18 protein-coding genes are annotated in these 18,613 nt (G+C 47.2%); 11 read left to right on the forward strand and 7 right to left on the reverse strand.

Features of this window, described 5'->3' with window-relative positions; all coding sequences use genetic code 11:
• Positions 1-48: 48 nt before the first annotated feature.
• Both DET_RS03285 and DET_RS03290 read left to right on the forward strand, forming a co-directional pair.
• Positions 49-798 carry a radical SAM protein gene (locus tag DET_RS03285; protein ID WP_010936397.1) on the forward strand — a complete coding sequence of 250 codons (750 nt, stop codon included), beginning with the start codon at positions 49-51 and terminating at the stop codon, positions 796-798.
• Positions 799-2,598, forward strand: a complete 1,800-nt coding sequence (locus DET_RS03290; RefSeq protein WP_010936398.1) for an adenosylcobalamin-dependent ribonucleoside-diphosphate reductase — start codon at positions 799-801, stop codon at positions 2,596-2,598. It abuts the gene before it with no gap.
• Here the strand turns inward: DET_RS03290 and DET_RS03295 are convergent.
• The 3 genes from DET_RS03295 to DET_RS03305 all read right to left on the reverse strand — a co-directional run bounded on the left by DET_RS03295 (position 2,595) and on the right by DET_RS03305 (position 6,674).
• A complete protein-coding gene (locus DET_RS03295; RefSeq protein WP_010936399.1) occupies positions 2,595-3,599 on the reverse strand; it encodes an HD domain-containing phosphohydrolase in 1,005 nt (334 codons plus the stop codon). The genes DET_RS03290 and DET_RS03295 overlap by 4 nt on opposite strands.
• 26 nt (positions 3,600-3,625) lie before the next feature.
• The gene (locus DET_RS03300; RefSeq protein ID WP_010936400.1) at positions 3,626-6,187 is read right to left on the reverse strand and encodes a PAS domain S-box protein; all 2,562 of its coding nucleotides are present in this window, start codon (positions 6,185-6,187) and stop codon (positions 3,626-3,628) included.
• Positions 6,188-6,341: 154 nt separating this feature from the next.
• Complete coding sequence (locus tag DET_RS03305; protein WP_010936401.1) at positions 6,342-6,674, reverse strand: YkgJ family cysteine cluster protein; 333 nt, start codon at positions 6,672-6,674, stop codon at positions 6,342-6,344.
• An 82-nt stretch (positions 6,675-6,756) separates the two neighbouring features.
• Between DET_RS03305 and DET_RS03315 the strand changes: the two genes are divergently transcribed.
• The 7 genes from DET_RS03315 to DET_RS03345 all read left to right on the forward strand — a co-directional run bounded on the left by DET_RS03315 (position 6,757) and on the right by DET_RS03345 (position 13,491).
• Positions 6,757-8,022: a hypothetical protein gene (locus DET_RS03315; RefSeq protein ID WP_041223446.1), complete on the forward strand. Its 1,266-nt coding sequence runs from the start codon at positions 6,757-6,759 to the stop codon at positions 8,020-8,022.
• A gap of 142 nt (positions 8,023-8,164) precedes the next feature.
• On the forward strand, positions 8,165-9,484 hold the full coding sequence (locus DET_RS03320; RefSeq protein ID WP_010936403.1) for a KamA family radical SAM protein: 1,320 nt from the start codon (positions 8,165-8,167) through the stop codon (positions 9,482-9,484).
• Positions 9,456-10,472, forward strand: a complete 1,017-nt coding sequence (locus DET_RS03325; protein WP_010936404.1) for a D-alanine--D-alanine ligase family protein — start codon at positions 9,456-9,458, stop codon at positions 10,470-10,472. The genes DET_RS03320 and DET_RS03325 overlap by 29 nt, the downstream gene beginning before the upstream one ends.
• Before the next feature lie 133 nt (positions 10,473-10,605).
• Positions 10,606-11,037, forward strand: coding sequence for a Fur family transcriptional regulator (locus tag DET_RS03330; RefSeq protein ID WP_010936405.1), 432 nt, complete (start codon positions 10,606-10,608; stop codon positions 11,035-11,037).
• On the forward strand, positions 11,034-11,906 hold the full coding sequence (locus DET_RS03335; protein ID WP_010936406.1) for a metal ABC transporter solute-binding protein, Zn/Mn family: 873 nt from the start codon (positions 11,034-11,036) through the stop codon (positions 11,904-11,906). The genes DET_RS03330 and DET_RS03335 overlap by 4 nt, the downstream gene beginning before the upstream one ends.
• A gap of 2 nt (positions 11,907-11,908) precedes the next feature.
• Positions 11,909-12,673, forward strand: coding sequence for a metal ABC transporter ATP-binding protein (locus DET_RS03340; protein WP_010936407.1), 765 nt, complete (start codon positions 11,909-11,911; stop codon positions 12,671-12,673).
• Entirely contained in the window at positions 12,670-13,491 is an 822-nt protein-coding gene (locus tag DET_RS03345; RefSeq protein WP_010936408.1) for a metal ABC transporter permease, read from the forward strand. Before DET_RS03340 ends, DET_RS03345 begins: the two co-directional genes overlap by 4 nt.
• Before the next feature lie 49 nt (positions 13,492-13,540).
• On the opposite strand, the gene DET_RS03350 is transcribed toward DET_RS03345, so the two are convergent.
• From DET_RS03350 to DET_RS03365, 4 genes are all read right to left on the reverse strand, one after another.
• Positions 13,541-13,891 (reverse strand): hypothetical protein, encoded by a 351-nt coding sequence (locus tag DET_RS03350; RefSeq protein ID WP_010936410.1) that lies wholly within the window; start codon positions 13,889-13,891, stop codon positions 13,541-13,543.
• 116 nt (positions 13,892-14,007) lie between these two features.
• Positions 14,008-15,138: a cell division protein FtsZ gene (gene ftsZ, locus DET_RS03355; RefSeq protein ID WP_010936411.1), complete on the reverse strand. Its 1,131-nt coding sequence runs from the start codon at positions 15,136-15,138 to the stop codon at positions 14,008-14,010.
• 32 nt (positions 15,139-15,170) lie between these two features.
• Positions 15,171-16,373 carry a cell division protein FtsA gene (gene ftsA / locus DET_RS03360; protein ID WP_010936412.1) on the reverse strand — a complete coding sequence of 401 codons (1,203 nt, stop codon included), beginning with the start codon at positions 16,371-16,373 and terminating at the stop codon, positions 15,171-15,173.
• Positions 16,374-16,433: 60 nt separating this feature from the next.
• Positions 16,434-16,643: a hypothetical protein gene (locus DET_RS03365; RefSeq protein WP_010936413.1), complete on the reverse strand. Its 210-nt coding sequence runs from the start codon at positions 16,641-16,643 to the stop codon at positions 16,434-16,436.
• 239 nt (positions 16,644-16,882) lie between these two features.
• Here DET_RS03365 and DET_RS03370 point away from each other — a divergent pair, with 239 nt between their 5' ends.
• Together DET_RS03370 and DET_RS03380 are read left to right on the forward strand one after the other, a co-directional pair.
• Complete coding sequence (locus DET_RS03370) at positions 16,883-17,572, forward strand: DUF5343 domain-containing protein (RefSeq protein WP_010936414.1); 690 nt, start codon at positions 16,883-16,885, stop codon at positions 17,570-17,572.
• A gap of 160 nt (positions 17,573-17,732) precedes the next feature.
• Positions 17,733-18,596, forward strand: coding sequence for a universal stress protein (locus DET_RS03380; protein ID WP_010936415.1), 864 nt, complete (start codon positions 17,733-17,735; stop codon positions 18,594-18,596).
• Positions 18,597-18,613: the final 17 nt, after the last annotated feature.

The following is an 18,613-nucleotide window of genomic DNA, read 5'->3' on the forward strand; positions in this document are numbered from 1 at the left end:
TAAAAGCGAGCCTTTCTGCAGGCTTGCTAATCATGTTTGGGGGACTGAATGAAGGTTTATCATCTGGCATATGAGCCAAGTTACCATTCAATGGATTTTCATTTTTGGACTGAATGTAATTTAAAATGCCGCGGTTGTTATACCAATTATGAGGTTTATGATTTTGGCCTGATGGATGACCCGGTAGCTGAAATAATTACCCATGAAAGACAAGCCCCTCCCACCGAATTTCTGTCTTTTGACCAGGTTATGGAAAAGATAGATGGATATACTATAAAATATGCGGTTTTTCTGGGTACGGAGGCGGTGCTTGACCCTGAGCTGCCTAAACTTGCCAAGGCTGTCCATGAAAAATATGGCTCTTACAACATACTTTTAACCAATGGCATCCGGATGCCAGACCTTACGGATATTGACCAGGTTATTTTCAGCCTGAAGGCTTATTCCGAAGATATTTACCGTGATTATACCAGCCGCTCAAACAAGTCAGCCCTGGAAAACCTGAAGAAAATACATGCGGCTTTGGGTGACCGCAAACTTCACGTAGAAGTGGTGTACATACCTGATTATATAGCCAAAGACGAAATAGAAAAGGTAGCCCAGTTTTTAGCCAGCATAGATAAAGATATGTCCTTCCGTATAGATGCCTATTTCCCCATTCCGGGTTGCCCCTGGCGGGCGGCCAACAAGGAAGAGGTGGAAGAAGCCGCTGAGGCTGCCCGTAAGTATTTGAATAATGTGGTGGTGCTTACCCTGGATATGAAACGAATCGGTGATAAGGCCATTAAGGTTTTTTAAATGACAGTAGAATTCGGCAGGCAATCAGTTCTGGCAGATGTACGCTTATCTACTACCGCCAAGAGGGTACTAGAAAAACGTTATCTAAAGAAAGATGCCAACGGGCGGGTGATTGAAACGCCGGAGGATATGTTTCGCCGGGTTGCCAGAGTAGTGGCATCTGCCGAATGCAAATATGCACCAGGGGCGGATACCAGCCGGATAGAAGATGAATTTTATCAGGCTATGTCCCGCCTGGAGTTTCTGCCGAATTCGCCCACTCTGTTAAATGCCGGGCGGCAGGTGGGGCAGCTTTCGGCCTGTTTTGTACTGCCGGTAGAGGATTCTATTGAGTCTATTTTTGATGCGGTCAAGCAGACAGCTCTTATTCATAAAAGCGGGGGCGGTACCGGATTTTCCTTTTCAAATCTCAGGCCTGCCGGAGACAAAGTAGGGGAATTAACAGAAGTAGCCGGAGGGCCGGTTTCTGTCATAAACATATTTTCCGCAGCAGCAGATTATGTGCGCCAGGGCGGGGTACGCCGCGGGTGTAATGCCGCTATTTTAGACGTAACCCATCCTGATATTCTCAAGTTTATATCCTGCAAGGGTGACCCTAATGCACTGACCAATTTCTACATTTCGGTTGTGGTCACCAGAGAGTTTATGACTAAAGTCCGCAGCGGTGAAGATTACGATATTATCAACCCTCATACCGGCGAAGTAGTCCAGCGGCTCAATGCCGCCTGTGTGTTTGACTGTATTGTGGACCAGGCCTGGAAAACAGGTGACCCCGGTCTGGTATTTATAGACCGGATAAATGATGATAACCCCACCCCGGAATTAGGCCGTATCAGGCATGTGAGCGGCTGTGGTGAGCAGACCCTTTTGCCGTATGAATCCTGCAATCTGGGTTCAATCTCCCTGCCCCGTATGCTTAAGCGTGACGGTGAGAGGGTAGTAGTAGACTATGAAAAACTGGGACGGACAGTCAAAATGGCTATCCGCTTTTTGGATAATGTAATAGATGTAAATAGATTCCCCACCCCTGAGATTGAAAAAGCCACCTTGCGTAACCGCAAGATAGGCTTGGGGGTGATGGGCTTTGCCGATATGCTGGTTTTGATGGGTATACCATATAATTCCGAAGAGGCTATATTTCAGGCTGACCAGATAATGGAGTTTATCAAGGAAACCTCCCACCGTGCTTCGTCCAAACTGGCCGAAGCCAGAGGCTCTTTCCCTGCTTATGAGGGCAGTATTTATGACGTACCCGGCGGACGCCCCATGAGGAACGCCACCTGTACCAGTATAGCCCCCACCGGCACCCTTTCCATTATCGCCGGGGTTTCTTCGGGCATAGAGCCTTCTTTCGCTATGGTATTCGTCAGGAATATTCTGGATGGTGAAAATCTGCTGGAGATAAACCCCTATTTTGAGGAAATGGCCAGACGTGAGGGTTTTCATTCCAAAGAGCTGTTTGAAAAGCTGGTTTCGTCAAACCATCTGCATGATATGGAGTGTGTGCCGGACTGGCTGAAACGGCTGCTGGTTACCGCTCACCGCATTCGCCCCGAATGGCATATCCGCATTCAGGCGGCTTTCCAAAAGTATACTGACAATGCTGTTTCCAAGACGGTAAATTTCTCCCATGAAGCTACCCGTGAGGATATGGCCAATGTGTTTAATCTGGCCTACGACAAGGGTCTTAAAGGGATAACGGTTTACCGTGACGGAAGCCGGGCAGCCCAGCCTTTATGCACCAGTGAATCCGGCGTCAAGCTGGTAGACCAGTATCTGGATAACTGCTCTTGCCATTAGGTATTGTTGTTTACACGGGAAAAAACAGCTAAAATCTCCGGGTCAAACTGTGTGCCTGAACATCTCTTCAGTTCTTCCCAGGCTTCTTTATCTGTCATTGCTTTGCGGTATGGCCTCAGGGAGGTCATGGCGTCATAGGCATCAGCCAGCGCCATTATCCTGGCGCCCAGCGGTATTTCCTCGCCCTTTAGTCCGTCAGGATATCCGCTCCCGTTGAAATGTTCGTGGTGGTGGCGGACTATTCTCAGGATTTCGCGGTCCTCGGTTATAGGGGAAAGAATACGTTCACCTATGCCGGGGTGGGTTTTGATATGGGTGTATTCCTCTTCGGTCAGGTTGCCGGCCTTATTCAGGCAGGCACTTCTGATACCTATTTTGCCAATGTCATGCACCAGCCCGGCCAGACGTATCTGCTCAATGGCAGCAACCGGCAGTTCCATAGCGCTGGCAATAGAAACCGAGGTTTCAGCTACCCGCTGTGAATGGCCTATGGTATAGCTGTCTTTAGCTTCAAGCGCATAAGCCAGGGAAGTAATGGCGTTGAAAAAAGAACTGCGGATTTTTTCCGCCTGGTCTTTGATTTTTATTTCCAGATGCTGCTGGTAATCCCGGTTGTCCAGTACAAGGCGGCGTTTTTCCAGTGCCCGTTCTATGCTCATCATGACTGCATCCAGTTTAAAGGGTTTAGTCACATAGTCATATGCACCCAGTTTCATGCAGGCTATAGCAGTATCGGTGTCGCTTATAGCTGTAGCCATTATAACTGCGGTATCAGGTGAGATAGTACGGATTTCCGGGAAAATATCCATTCCGGAAAGGCCGGGCATTTTTATATCCAGTATGGCCAGTGAAACATCCTGGCTCTTTATTATTTCCATAGCTTCGGTGGCGTTTGAGGCGGTCAGGCATTTGTAGCCTTCGCTGGTTAGTTTCTGGTAAAGCAGGCGGCGTATTGTATCTTCGTCGTCCACTGTTAGAACGGTTTCATTTTTTGTAGTCATGCATACCCCTTAGAATGTCTGACAGTTTATTGGGCTGGCGGGTTGATTGGAAGCTCTATAAAAAAGGTAGCGCCCTTACCTTCGGAACTTTCTGCGTACAGTTTACCACCATGCTGGGTGATTATACCATGTCCGATGGATAATCCTAACCCCGTACCTTTGCCTACTTCTTTAGTAGTGAAAAACGGGTCAAATATACGATTTAAGACGTTTTCAGACATGCCCGGACCATCGTCCTTAATAGATATCCGGATATTATCTCCGAATCGGGAACTGGAGATAACTATAGTACCCTCACCGTGTGCCTTGGTTATGAAATATTCGGCATTTATAATTATATTCAAAAGTACCTGCTGCATCTGAAAATAGTCCGCTTTTATTTCCGGCAGATCTGCATCCAGATTGGTAACTATATGAATATTGTTTACCCTTTGTTCGTAGTTGCAGATATCAAGCACTTTGTGGATTAGCACATTCATATCCACCCAGTCTTTAGATGGTTCATGGCGGCGGGCAAATGCCAGCAGATTGCGGATTACTTCGGCTGCCCGCAGGGCTTCCTGGCTTATTATCTGGATATCACGCTGCAGGTCTTCGGGCAGTTTTTTTTCCTGAAGGAGTTCGGAAAATCCTATAACGCTGGTCAGGGGGTTATTAAGTTCATGAGCAAGCCCGGCGGCCATTTCACCTACCGAAGCCAGTCTATCCGTTATCATCAGCTGGGCGGCCATTTTATGGTGCTCAGTGAGGTCTTTTAGGATATGGACAGTTCCCAGAGATTGCCCGTCTGTATCCAGAATGGGGTCAATGGTTTCCTGAAAATGCTTCTCAATAGTTTCTTCAAAGTAATTTATATACTGGGTCTTTTGGGTATCGGAAGCTACTAACTTGGGGCAGTTTACTTGAGGGCAATTGGTGTGGTGCAGCACCTCGTAGCATTTCTTGTTTAAGATTTCTTGCGGCTGGCAGTTCAAAGCTTTGGCAAAAGCCCGGTTTGCCCGCTGGATATTAAAATCATTATCCAGCAGAAACACTATTTCGGATATATTATCAAAGGTGATTCGCCATTCCTCGGCGGCATGTAGCAACTTGGCATATACATTCTTGCGTTCGGTTATATTCCTCACTACTGCACAGCAATAATCAACTCCCTCAAACTCCAGGAAATTGCACATCACGTCAATAGGTAGTTTCTGACCGTTTTTAGTAATCAGGGCAGTTTCCATAGCATATTTTATATCATGCTTTAGTCTGCCCCAGAGGGTCTTCCACCTTTCCGGAGTGCAGACAGGGTTTATATCCTCTACGGTTAAACTGCATAGCTCGTCATGGGTGTAGCCCAGTGACTGGTAGGCTGAGCGGTTGGCACCTATGATATTGCCGTTCTGATTTACCCATATTATAAGATCTGCCGAATGTTCCATTGAGAAAGAGGTGAACTTTAGATGCTTTTCGGCTTCTTTGCGCTGGCGGATATTCCGGACTATGGCTATGTTGTATTCCATCTTGTCGTACTGAAGATAATTGGCGGTTATTTCCACTGGAATACTGCCGCCCTGTATATTCCGGTGAACAGATTCAAAGTGCAGGTAAGTACGGGCTTTCAGCTTTTCCCAATGTTTTTCCCAATCCGTCTGGCTGGTTATGAGGGTATCTATATCAGTAACTTTTAATTTGAGCAGGTCTTCGCGCTGGTAGCCAAGTGAGTCACAGGCTGATTGATTTACATCTACAAATTTACCCCCGGCATCAGTCCAGAATATTGCATCTGTAGCCCTTTCTACCGCAAATCTGGTTAGCAGGAGCATTTTTTCAGACTTTTTGCAGATGGTGATATCTCTGGCAGAGAGCTGCAAGTATGGGGAAACAGTACCCGGGTTTATTATCTGGCTGTGGCCGGAAAGCCAGCAAGTCTGGCCATTTTTATGTATCAGGCGGATTTCAAAGGGCTGAATACTGTCATTTTGGCTGTTCTGGAGCATTTGGGCAATACGCTCCCTTGCCTCCTCACTAAACAGCCCGCAGGACTGCCATTTATCACCGCTTATTTCACTTGCCGGATAACCGGTTGCTTCCTCAAATATCCGGTTGGCAAATAATAGTTTGCCGTCCGGTTCAAAACCTATTATCAGCGGCATAAGGGTAGGGGCTTCATCAAAAAAGGCCAGTTGATTGGGGTTATTCTGCACCTGGCCGTGACAGTGTATAAGGCAGATTAGTTTGCCCGAATAAAGTTTACATAACAATTCACCTGAGAGGGGTAATCCAGTTTTGCTGGGGATATAGCAGGGTATAGGGCCCAGGGGTGTTTTAAATTGTTTGGGTGTTTGGGTATCAAGGTTTAAACCAGCGGGTTTCAATATTTCATCTAACAAAGCAGGGTTAGACAGATAATCAGCAGGCAAATAGCCGCTTAGAGCGGGTGTATTTGAACTGGCATAAATCAAGCGGAATGGGGAGGAGGTTTCAAATATAAATGCCATAGTTCGGGTACTTTCTATCATGGAAAGTATCTCGGCCAGGCAGGCACTTTCGGGCAAAACGCTTTGCTCTGCATTGGTGCGGCAGGATTTATATTGGTCTTGCATATCCTAACGCTTTTCTATACTTTGTTAAAGAAGCAGGCAGAGGTCTCATATATACCCAAGTATAACTGATTTTAGTATAGCAGGGGAAGTGCCCAGTTGTCATGTGTTTTGTCAAAAAAAAGGCTTTGCTTCGGGAAAATAAAGACAAAAAGCACTAAGGCTGCAAACCTTCGCGGCATTCGCGGTGTTTGAGACTGGGCTGGTAGTCACGGCAGGCCTGAGGTTTGAAATCATGAATGGTACACAGGGATAAATTGTCTACGCCGCGGCCCAGGAAAATACAGCCGTTTTCATTGTGGCGGATTAGCATGGTGCGCTGGCCTGGCCAGCGTTTATCAGCGTATTTCTGCTTAAATTCTTCCAGACTTAGACTTAGATGTCCTGCAATTCTTTGAGCCTCATCCATTTCCAAATGGGGCTGAAAGTGAGAGCAGCAGTTGCCGCAGCGTCTGCATTCAAAAACCTCAGTGTTTTCAATATCACTCATGGGCTTCATTATAGATGCCGGTTTATGCTATTATCAAGGTAATGTTGAATACTCATGTGTAAGTGATATAATCATTAAAAATATGAAAAAGAAAAAAGACTACATAATTAGACTTTTAGCCACTCTGGTGATAAGCGGAGTGCTGTTTTTGGGTTCTCCCGTTGTAAACAAAGCAGCTCTGGAAGGTGAGTTGTCTTTTTCTGATATTATTCTCAAGGTAGGTGCTGAGCTGACCGTATATGGTCAGAATTTCCTGCGCCAGAGTGATATTAAGCTCTATTTTGATGATGAAGAGGTCGCCTTCGGGGCTACCAACCAGCTGGGGGAGTTTACCCTTAGCTTTGTTGTTCCGCCATCAGGGCGGGGATTACACCTTATAAAGGCGCTGGATGCTGATTATAATACGGGCAGCGGGCTAGTTCTGATTGAAAGCTGGATTGACCTGTCAAAATCTGAGGCCGCCATTGGCGAGACTGTTAATATAAACGGTACAGGTTTTACTCCTTTAGCCTCGGTAAATTTTTATTACAATAACACCCCGCTGGAAGTAATTCCGGCTAATGTTAAAGCTGATATAACAGGCAGCTTTTCCGTGAGTTTTGCTGTTCCGGAGCGTTTTGCCGGAGTTTATCTGGTGGAAGTACGCCAGGGTGATTATATAAACAGCCAGAGTCTCAAGGCCAATGTCTGGCTGGATATTAACCCGGAAATAGGTCTGGGTAAATTAATTGATGTTGGAACGCAACTGAATATTTCCGGCAAAGGTTTTAAACCTAACGGCCAGGTAGATTTGCAGTATGATGGTGTTTCTTTATTAAAGGTAAGTGTAGATGATAAGGGCACCTTCTTTGCCCAGATAGTTATTCCTTCAAGTGCATCTGCCAGCCACAGCCTGATACTGGATGACGGGCAGAACCGGATAGTGCGTGAAATCTGGCTGGAAAATACGCCGCCGCCTGCACCTGATATAACAATACCTGTTTCGGGTGAGGCACTTGATGACCCCTTTACTTTCGGCTGGGCAGGGGTGAGTGATTCAAGCGGTGTTACCTATACTTTGCAAGTAGCCTCTGACAGCGGGTTCGGCAATATCCTCTTTGAGCTGAAAGATATAAAAACCAGCCAGTATATTCTGGCCGATAACCAGGACATAAATAATTCTTCGGCGGACACTTTTTACTGGCGGGTTCAGGCGGTTGACGGTGCCGGTAATGCAAGTGCCTGGTCTGAAACAGGTACTTTTACCAGGACTTCTCTGGTTCAAAATCTGGGTTTGGTAGTCGGGGTCGGTGTGGGGCTGGTGGCTATTATAATATTTATGTGGTGGGCTATCCGGAACCGCCGTTAGTTCATAAAAAATATTTTTTGCCTTCCCCTGACCCACGTTTGGGCTTCCTTGACAGTAGCTATGTTTCGTGTAGAATATTACTCACAATTATACGTAATTGTGAGTAAACGCCATAAATTCTTAAGGAGGCTTCAGGCCTAACGTGACCACTACCGAAGAAAATAAAAACACACAATCAGATGACCCTCTCGGCGCAGGTGCAGTCGAAACTTATGGCAAGGTAGACGATGAGCCTCCCAGTAGGCTTGGCCAAACAAAAAGATTTAGACTTAAATATTTCCCCAAAGTAAGTGACCAGAACTGGAATGACTGGCACTGGCAGTTTAAAAACCGTGTTACTTCTGTAACAGAAATAGCAAGGTTTTTTCATTTGTCTGCAGAAGAATACAGGGATATGGAGGCCGTTTCTGCGGTTTTCCCCCTTTCCGCCACCCCTTATTACCTCAGTCTGGTAGATTTTGACAATGTAAATGACCCGGTAAAGTGTCAGCTTATGCCGGATACAGCTGAACTTAATTTTGATACCCGCTGCTGTTCTGACCCTTTGGAAGAGGCTCATAGTTCGGTAGTGCCTGGGCTGGTACACCGTTATCCTGACAGGGTGGTCATGGTGCTGACTGATATATGCCCGGTACTGTGCCGCCACTGCACCCGTAAAAGGGAATGGAAAAACGGCGGTTGGGTGCATACCCAGGCAGAGATAGATGCCATGCTGGCATATATACGCCAGCATCAGGTTATCCGGGACGTAATTATCTCCGGCGGTGACCCCTTAACCCTGTCTACACCCCGCTTGGAAAGTGTTCTTTCGGCTCTGCGTTCAATACCCCATGTGGAAATTATCCGTATAGGTACCCGCTATCCTGTGGTCTTACCCCAGCGGATAGATGATGAACTATGCAATATGCTTTCCAAGTACGGTCCTATCTGGCTTAATACCCATTATAACCACCCTAATGAAATTACCGAAGAATCCCGTCAGGCCTGTGACCGTCTGGTCAGGGCGGGCGTACCTGTAAATAACCAGTCGGTACTTTTAAAAGGCATAAATGACAGTGTGTCTGTGCAGAAATCCCTTTGCCACAAGCTTTTAATGAGCAAAGTGCGCCCTTACTACCTTTTCCAGTGTGACAATGTGCAGGGTACAGAGCATTTCCATACCCCCATTGAAACCGGGGTGGGGATTATTGAGGGCTTGCGCGGTTATACCTCCGGTTTGGCTGTGCCGAATTACGTTATAGACTTACCGGGTGGCGGCGGCAAAATAACTATTCAGCCGGACTACGTGCTGGATAAACAGGCTGACGAATATATAATCCGTAATTACAAGGGTGATATAATCCGTTTTAAAAATCCGGGTGACCCCAAAGTTTACAGCAATACCGGCCGGACAGATTTACTTAATAATGCCGCTAAAATAAAGAGAGAAACAGATGCAGATAGGGCTGTCATACGATCTTAAACAGGCGTTAAATCCGGTTAGCGGCGGCCCTGATGATGCGCTGGAAGAATATGACTCACCGGAGACGGTTGAAGCTATCACTAATGCTTTAACCCAGGCCGGGCATACGGTTTACCGCTTGGGTGGGGGAAAAGAGTTTTTACGCAGGGTACAGGAACAAAAACTTGACCTGGTTTTCAATATTGCGGAGGGTTTGGGCAATTACCGCAGCCGTGAGGCTCAAATTCCCGGTATTTTAGAGATGTTAGATATACCGTACACCGGCTCAGATCCGCAGACACTGGCGGTCTGTCTGGATAAACCCCTGACTAAGAAACTGGTAGCTGATGCCGGTATAAAAACTGCCCGGTGGCAGTTAGTCACCAGCTGCGAAGAGCTTTCGGCTATAGACTGGTCAGGGTTCCCCTTGCCGGCTTTTCTTAAGCCTGCCTGTGAGGGTTCTAGCAAGGGTGTCAGGTTTGCTTCACGCGCCGGAAGTGCCAAAGAAATAGTAAGCATGGCGGCAGAGCTGCTTACTGCCTATGAGCAGCCTGTTTTGATAGAAGAATTTATAAGCGGCGAAGAGATTACGGTAGGGGTTATCGGTAATATACAGCCCAAAGTTTTGGGTATCATGCGGGTTGTCCCCAAAACCAAAACTGATTATTTTGTCTACTCTGTAGAGGTGAAACGCAACTGGCGGCAGATGGTGGAGTATGAGGTACCGGCGGCTTTGCCTGCTGAGACTTTATCCCGCATTGAAAAGGCTACGCTGGATGCGTATAAGGTGCTGGGCTGCCGTGACCTGTGCCGTATGGATTTCAGGGTCAGCCCTGACGGCATACCTTATTTTCTGGAAGTAAACCCTTTGCCCGGTCTGAACCCTGTCAGCGGAGATTTGCCGATTATGGCATCTAAACTGGGTATCAGTCATGCTGAGTTGGTGTTAAAAATACTTGACACTGCTCTGGCCCGCCACAGTCTGACTGCGGCAAACTGCCTGCCTTAGGTTAAATAAAATGTTATATAAAGGCCTCCTCCGGGAGGCTTTTTATTTTAAGGGATAATTAACCCCCGTGATTCTTGCTATTTGAAAAAGCCGAAGCTATAATTGAGAAAACCTATCAATTAGAAGGATTACAGTGCCAACTATTCAGAGCCGTATCCGCCAGAATAAATACAAGATTACGCCCCAGCGGCAGGCTGTTTTAAAGGTATTGTCTGCTGCTACCCAGCCGCTAAGCCCGTCAGAAGTGCATGAACTGGTGCAGGCGGCTAAACCTTCAACCGGTATGGCAACTGTCTACCGTTCTCTCCAGCTTTTGTCCGAACTGGGGCTTGTTTGCGAGCTGCATACCGCCGGTAATTGCCACCGCTATCTGCTTAGGCGTATTGATTCCCATCACCACCATTTGATTTGTTCCGGTTGCGGTCAGGTTATTCACGTGGAGGGGTGCGGGCTTAAAGAGATTACGGAAAATTTGTCCCGGCAGACCGGGTTTGCTATAGATGCCCATTTGCTGGAGTTTATCGGGCGTTGCCGGAATTGTCAGAAAGAGGCGGGGAAAGTATGAAATTAAGGACATTATTTTTGAGTTTGGCTTTAGGCGTTACCCTGCTTAGCAGTTTACTGCTGGCGGGTTGTCAGGAAGATTCATCTTCTGCTGCCAAGCTCAAAATTGCAGTCAGTATAGTGCCCCTGAAAGAATTTACCCAGCAAATTGCCGGGGATAAGGCTGAAGTAATTCTTATGGTTCCTCCCGGGGCGGAGCCGCATACCTACCAGCCGCTTCCTTCCCAAATGGTAGATATAAGCCAGGCAGATATGTACGTGAAGCTGGGCTCTGATTTTGGTTTTGAGCAAACCTGGATTTCAAAAATATTGGCTTTAAACCACTCTATGCTGATGGTAGATAGTTCGGTAAATATTACACTGGAAAGCAGTTCGGAAGGTGACGGGGCAGACCCGCATATCTGGCTTTCACCGCGTAATGCTATCCAGATGGTCAAAAATATCACTACGGGGCTGATGAGCCTGGACCCGGAAAACAAGAGCTATTATGTAGCCAACCGGGATGCTTATTTAGCAAAGCTTGAGCAGTTGGATAATGAAATAACCCTGGCTCTCAGCCACCTGCATAACCGTACCTTTCTGGTTTTTCATCCTGCCTGGGCTTATTTTGCCAGAGACTATAATCTGAAAGAACTTTCCATTGAAATAGAAGGCAAAGAACCCACCCCCCAGCAGATGATAGAAATAATAGATTTGGCTATACAAAATAATATCAGCATTGTCTTTGCTTCCCCCCAATTTTCCAGCCGGAGTGCAGAGTCAATTGCCTCTGAAATAGGCGGGCAGGTGATAATGATAGACCCGCTGGCCCAAGATTACATAAAGAATATGGAATTTGTTTACAAGCAAATGCAAGAGGTTATGAGCTGAAAATGTCTGACACGCCAGCCCTGGTGTTTAGGGGAGTTAGTGCCGGTTTTGACGGCCTTACAGTACTGGAAGATATTACTTTTTCCCAGCCTGCAGGACGGATGCTGGGGATTATAGGCCCGAATGGCGGGGGAAAAACTACCCTCCTAAAGCTGATTTTGGGTCTTATTCAGCCTGACTGCGGCAGTATCAAGGTTTTGGGTAAAAGCCCCGAAGATGCCCGGCCAGAGATTGGCTATGTTTCCCAATATCACCTTTTTGACCGTGACTTTCCCATAAGTGTTTTGGAAGTGGTGCTGATGGGCAGGTATGCCAAAAGGGGTTTAGCCCGCCGCTACTCCAGTGGGGATGTGGCCTTGGCTAAGGAGTATCTGGATAAAGTGGGTATGCTGCCGTTTGCTCACAGACAGATTGGCCAGCTTTCAGGCGGTCAGCAAAAGAGGGTATTTATTGCGCGGGCGTTGGTTAATCAGCCGAAACTGCTTATCCTGGATGAACCGACTGCCGGGGTAGATGCCGCCATGCAAACCGGGCTGTATGAACTTTTGGAAACATTAAAAAAAGAGATGACCATTATTATGGTTACCCATGATATCAGTGCGGTAGCAGTATGTATAGATGATATAGCCTGTTTAAACAAGCATTTGTCGTATCACCATGCCGAGGAAGGGCTGACCGCAGAAGCTTTGTCTGAAACCTATAACTGCCCAATCCAGCTTATTGCGCACGGGCAGGTGCCCCACCGGGTGCTGAAGGAACACGTATGATAGAGGCTTTGGGGTATGGTTTTATCCAGAATGCTATTTGGGCTGGTCTGCTGGCGGCCATAGGCTGCGGGATTATTGGCAGTTATGTAGTAGTAAAAAAACTGGTATCTATAAGCGGCGGTATTGCCCATGCTTCATTCGGGGGAATAGGGTTGGGATATCTGCTGGGTATCAGCCCTGTGCTTGGGGCATTGGTATTCAGTCTGCTGGCCGCGGCCGGCATGGGTGCCATTACCCGCCGGGGACGTATAAGTGAAGATACGGTTATCGGTATGCTCTGGTCTTTGGGTATGGCTCTGGGTGTTATTTTTATAGGGCTGACACCCGGTTATGCCCCGGACTTATTCAGTTATCTTTTCGGCAATATTCTGACAGTGCCGTCTTCAGATTTGCTGCTTATGCTGGTGCTGGATGCCCTGATAATAGGGGTGGTCTGGCTTTTTTATAAAGAGTTTCTGGGTATATCTTTTGACGAAGAGTTTTGCCGTGTCAGCGGTATGCCTACCGGCCTTTTATACATAATAATGCTGGGGCTTATAGCTTTGACAGTAGTGATGCTGATACGGGTAGTGGGCATAATACTGGTGATAGCTTTGCTGACTATACCGGCAGCGGTTGCCCGCCGTTTTACTGATAACCTTTTTAAAATGATGCTGCTTTCAATTGGATTTGGTATGGTCTTCTGTTTGGGCGGTTTGTGGCTTTCATATGTGCTGGACCTGGCTTCGGGGGCTACTATCATACTCTTTAGTGCGGCTGTATTCCTTTTGGTTTGGGCTTTTAAAAACAAAAAGAAGCAAGAGCCGGTCAGAGACTAAACCGGCTGTACCCGCTCCGGATAAAGCCCTTCTTTTCTGGTTAAAAAAACTAGTGTGTACCCAGAGGTCTGGTTTGGGGAAAAACATTCAGCCCGATTAGCTTTCGTCTGGAAAAGTTTTGCTGCTGTTTCCATTCCATATTCCCCAGGCGGGTTACCATTTCCCTGAGTTCCGGTTCACTGGTCAGATAATACAGCTCAGCCCCGCCTTTCTGGCAGAGCTTAATTATGCCGCTGGAAACCAGTGACTGCAGGGTGGGCAGGATATCGCTGCCGCCTTCTATAGTGCTGGCAATGGCAGAGCGGTCAAAACGGGCAAAGGGGTGTTTGCTGAAAAGAAGGATTATCTGGCGGCTGGTATAATCTACGGCACTCTGTTTCAGAAACTCGTCAAGTTCCATCTTCGTTTCCTTATCTATGTCAACCCTCATTAGCTTTTTAGACTTTAATGTCTAGAGAGTGGCAGGGGAGGGAGTTCAACCTGCCACTCTCTTTCAAGATATAAAAATGTAGGTTATTATCTGCTTAAGAAACGCGGCGGGGCCTGATGGGCGGGGGGAGCCGGTTTCCGGATGGAAGGCTGAGCGGAGCGGTAGCGCATAAACGAGGGCACTTCCAGTTCTTCCTGGGTCTTGCTGCGCAGACCTTTCATCATACGGGTCATTTCTTTTTCATGGTTATTGGAGAGCATGCTCTCTTTGGTGGCAAAGCCGGTGGCTATCAGGGTTATCTGTACTTCCTTACCCATGCGGGGGTCAGTGCTTACACCAAAGATAATATTGGCCTCAGGGTCAACCGCCTGGCGGATAACATCAGCCGCGGAGTTTACTTCCATAAGGGACAGGTCTTCACCGCCGCAGACGTTATAAATAACACCCTTAGCCCCGTCCACCGCAATATCCAGCAGGGGGCTGGCCAGGGCGGCTCTGGCGGCATCGGAAGCCCGGTTTTGTCCGGCACCTTTGCCTATAGACATCCAGGCGGGACCGGCATCTTTCATGACGGCTTTTACATCTGCAAAGTCCAGGTTGATGATACCCGGCACGGTGATAACCTCGGCAATAGCTTTGACGCCGTTGCACAGAACTTCGTCAGCCAGTTTAAAAGCCCCGTCAACCCCTGTTTTCTGGTCAACCATGTCCAGCAGGCGGTCATTGGGGATAATTATAAGCGTATCCACGCTGTCTACTATATTATTTATGCCCTCTTCGGCGGTTTGCATACGGTGAGCGCCCTCAAAGCAGAAAGGCTTGGTGCATACTGCAATGGTCAGGGCACCTGATTCCTTGGCTATTTTGGCAACCACCGGGGCTGAGCCTGTGCCTGTGCCGCCACCCATACCGGCGGTTACAAAAACCATATCAGCGCCTATTACGTTTTCCTTGAGCTCACTCATGCTTTCTTCGGCAGCAGCTTTGCCCATGGTGTGGTTACCGCCGGCACCCAACCCGCGGGTGCAGCGTTCGCCAATCTGGATTCGGGTAGCTGCTTCGGTAATAGCCAGATGCTGGGCATCTGTATTTACGGCTATAAACTCTACCCCCTGGATATTATCCCTGACCATACGGGTTACAGCGTTGCTGCCTGCGCCGCCGCACCCGATAACTTTAATCTTTGCGCCACTGGGTACATATACTTTCTTTGACATTTTATTATCCTTAGTAAACTATTATCCTTTCGTTAATTTTTTGGATTCCCGAACATTCGTGAGATAAAGCCGCCTTTGGCGCTCTCTTCATTGGCTGGATGGCTTTTTGAAGCATCACGGTTATTGATACTCCAAAGCAGCATACCGACAACATTGGTACAGGCGGGGTCATTTAAGATATCCGATACACCAAATAAATTGGGGGGAGTACCTACCCGTACCGGAATCCGCAGTACTTCGCTGCCAAGCTCGGCAATGCCGGGCAGGTTGGCAGTACCGCCGGTTATTACCAACCCGGAAGGCACCATCTTGGAATAATCATCACTGGGTAACTCAAGGATAGTAAGGCGAAGCAGCTCTTCCACCCGCATCCTGACAATCTCGCAAAGGTCAGGATAAGAGAAGGTATGTCCGCTTTCAACAAAGCTTGCGTCATTACATTCACCGGGTATTACACTGCTGTATCTCTGTTTGATATCATCGGCCATTTCAAAGGGGATGCCCAAGCCCACAGAAATATCATGGGTTACCTGTGAACCGGCAATGGGCAGAACCGATGTATGGTAAATACTGTTGCCTTTAAAGGCAGCTATATCTGTAGTGCCGCCACCGATGTCAGCCAGAATAACGCCCTTTTCGCGTTCCTCATCGGTTAGTGCTGCTTCAGCACTGGCTAAAGGATTGAAGACCAGGTCATCAATCTCTACGCCGGCAGCACGGATGCACTTGGTTAAATTTTCAATTGAATTGGAAGCGGCGGTAATAATATGGGTTTCTACATCCAGGCGGAAGCCATGCATGCCCACCGGATTACTGACGCCTTCCTGCCCATCCACCGAATAATTGCGGGGGATGATGTGGAGTACTTTTCTGTCCTGGGGCATGGTGATGCTGCTGGCAATATCTATAGCCCTTTGCAGGTCACTCTGGCGCACCAGGTGGTCATTGCGGGTTATACTGATAACCCCGCGGTTGTTTTTGGAGTTAATGTGTTTTCCGGTCACGCCTATCAGGGCGGATTTGAGTTTATAACCGGCAGTTCTCTCTGCCATGCTTACCGACTCACGGATGGCTTCTTTGGCTTCATTCAGGTTAACCACCATGCCCTTTTGCATACCGCGGGATGCTACCACCCCTACGCCCAGTATCCTAAGGTCTCCGTTTTCGGTGTCAGCCATAACGGTACAGATTTTACTTGTACCAACGTCTATGGCTGCTATCTGTCTCCTTTTCATTTTATTGCCTCTCCCTCATTTTTTATCCCCTGGCAACCCCTATATATAATAGGTAGTTACCTACTTGACTTGGCGAAAATGGACATTCCACTTACCGGATAGTGACTCAATAAAAGCCTTTGAATCAGTGCTGGGCGCGCGGTATAATTCAGCCAGGAATCCGTGCAGAAGTTCGCCGCCGCTCATGCCGGGCATAGGCTCGGCCGGGCCGGGTAGATTGATGTGTACAATCTCCGTCATCAGCTTCTGATACTCAATTGCAGTCCCCATAGGTATTTTCCCTCCCTTTGAAGATTCAGTTGTGCCACATATTAGTCCGTTCCAAATAGAGCCGTCAAATTTAGTCCAAAAAAATTTTGGAATATTCTAGCTGGAATTAGAACACTTGGAACTATATTAAAAAACGTCCTCAAGAATACCAACTAATCCAGATCTGGAATATACAGAAAAACAGCTGAAAGCCTTGCCATTTCAGAATTTATGGAATAGAATATCTGGACGGAGGAGAAATGGCTAATCTGAAAGGCTCAAAACCCTTACCCCCATATGTATCATACCGGACCTTTTTAAACTTTCTTTTAGGCTTACAGGAGGCCATTCCGTCCCGCCTTGACCGCAGTTTTTGGGGTGATAAGTGGTCAGGCAGTACCGGTACCCAGCTAATGGCGGCTTTGCGGTTTTTGGGCTTGGCGGATAATGAGGGTATGCCGAGGGAAAAGCTGCGCCGTTTGGTGGATGCCAAAGGGGAAGACAGAACGCTGATACTCAGGCAGATTGCCCTTGAAGGGTATGAGTTTGTGTTTAATTCGTCTGCTGACCCGGAGTCCCTTACCTATGCCCAGCTGGAAGAGCTCTTTCATAATAGCTTTAAAGTAGCGGATGACGTAGTCCGCAAGTGCATAAAGTTCTTTTTGGGGCTGGCGGAAGATGCGGATATACCAATTTCCCCGTTTGTTACCAAAAAATCACGTACTGCCAGGTCAGGTGCCGGTACTAAAAAGGTGTCACGGAAGATTATGCCGAGGACTGCTTCGCATGTTCTAATTCCGGATAATACAATGAAAATTCCAGAAAATTCAGATATGGACAAGGTATTACTGGGTAAATTCCCCACTTTTGACCCTGCCTGGACGGACGAAGTTAAGGTAAAATGGTTTGAAGCTTTTGACGTTTTGCTTAAAAAAGTGTCAAAGAGCTGACCTTAAAAGTAGTACTATCCGCTAGATTTTGATTGTACGCCCTCTAATATTATGGCATATTTTAAAAATTACGCCATATTTTTTCTTTGCCCATGAAAAATAATATTCCACAGACTAGATGTATGGGGTATAATCTTCTGAGAACATTTGAGGTCAGAAGATGTATTTTAAGCGCATACTGGTTGCTCTTGATGGGACAAAAACTGCTGAAAAAACCCTGCCCATAGCTGAATGTATGGCTGGGGCTGCCGAAACACAACTCCTGCTGGTAAGTATATGTGACCCCAAACCCAAAATCACCGATGAGCGCCAGAAGTATTTGGATATCAAAGCGGCTGAGTTGCAGGCAAAAGGCATTAAATCCAGCGGAAAAATGTTTTGCGGTGAACTGCTGCCGCTCATTTTGAAGTGTATAAGGGATAATGATATTGACCTGCTGTGTGTGGCTTCTCATGGATATACCGGTATTAAGAAAATGGTACTGGGCAGCGTTTCCGAAAAGCTTATTAAATCTACCAATCTGCCGGTTTTGCTGGTAAAAGATGGGTACGACGCAGACAAGGCAGCTTTCGGGAATATTTTATTGCCACTGGATGGCTCTCTTTTTTCAGAGGCTTGTCTGAAGCAGGTATCAGTTCTGGCCCGTGATTTTAAAAGCAAACTTACCCTGCTGGTGGTTATTCAGCCCCCCTGCATACCCTCAGATCGTTCCCCCAGTATTCAACCCAGCTGGGATGAATACTATCAGGCGCTTCTGGAGGAGCTTAAACAACAGGCGCAGGCCTATCTGGAGCGGCTTACCGGCGAATTGCGGGAAAATGGAATTGAAACTGAATTCCGTATGGAAGTTTCAGATAATATTCCTGAAACTATTTTGAGTACCGCCGAAGATATAAATGCCTCTCTTATTTCATTTACCACCCATAACCGCTCCGGAATAGAGAAATGGTATTATGGAAGTGTGGCAGCCGGTTTGATTGAAAATTCCCCGCGCCCCATGCTGTTATGGCGGAACAGCATTTAAACTTTGCTTGACACTTG

The organism is Dehalococcoides mccartyi 195 (assembly GCF_000011905.1).
Lineage (GTDB): Bacteria > Chloroflexota > Dehalococcoidia > Dehalococcoidales > Dehalococcoidaceae > Dehalococcoides > Dehalococcoides mccartyi.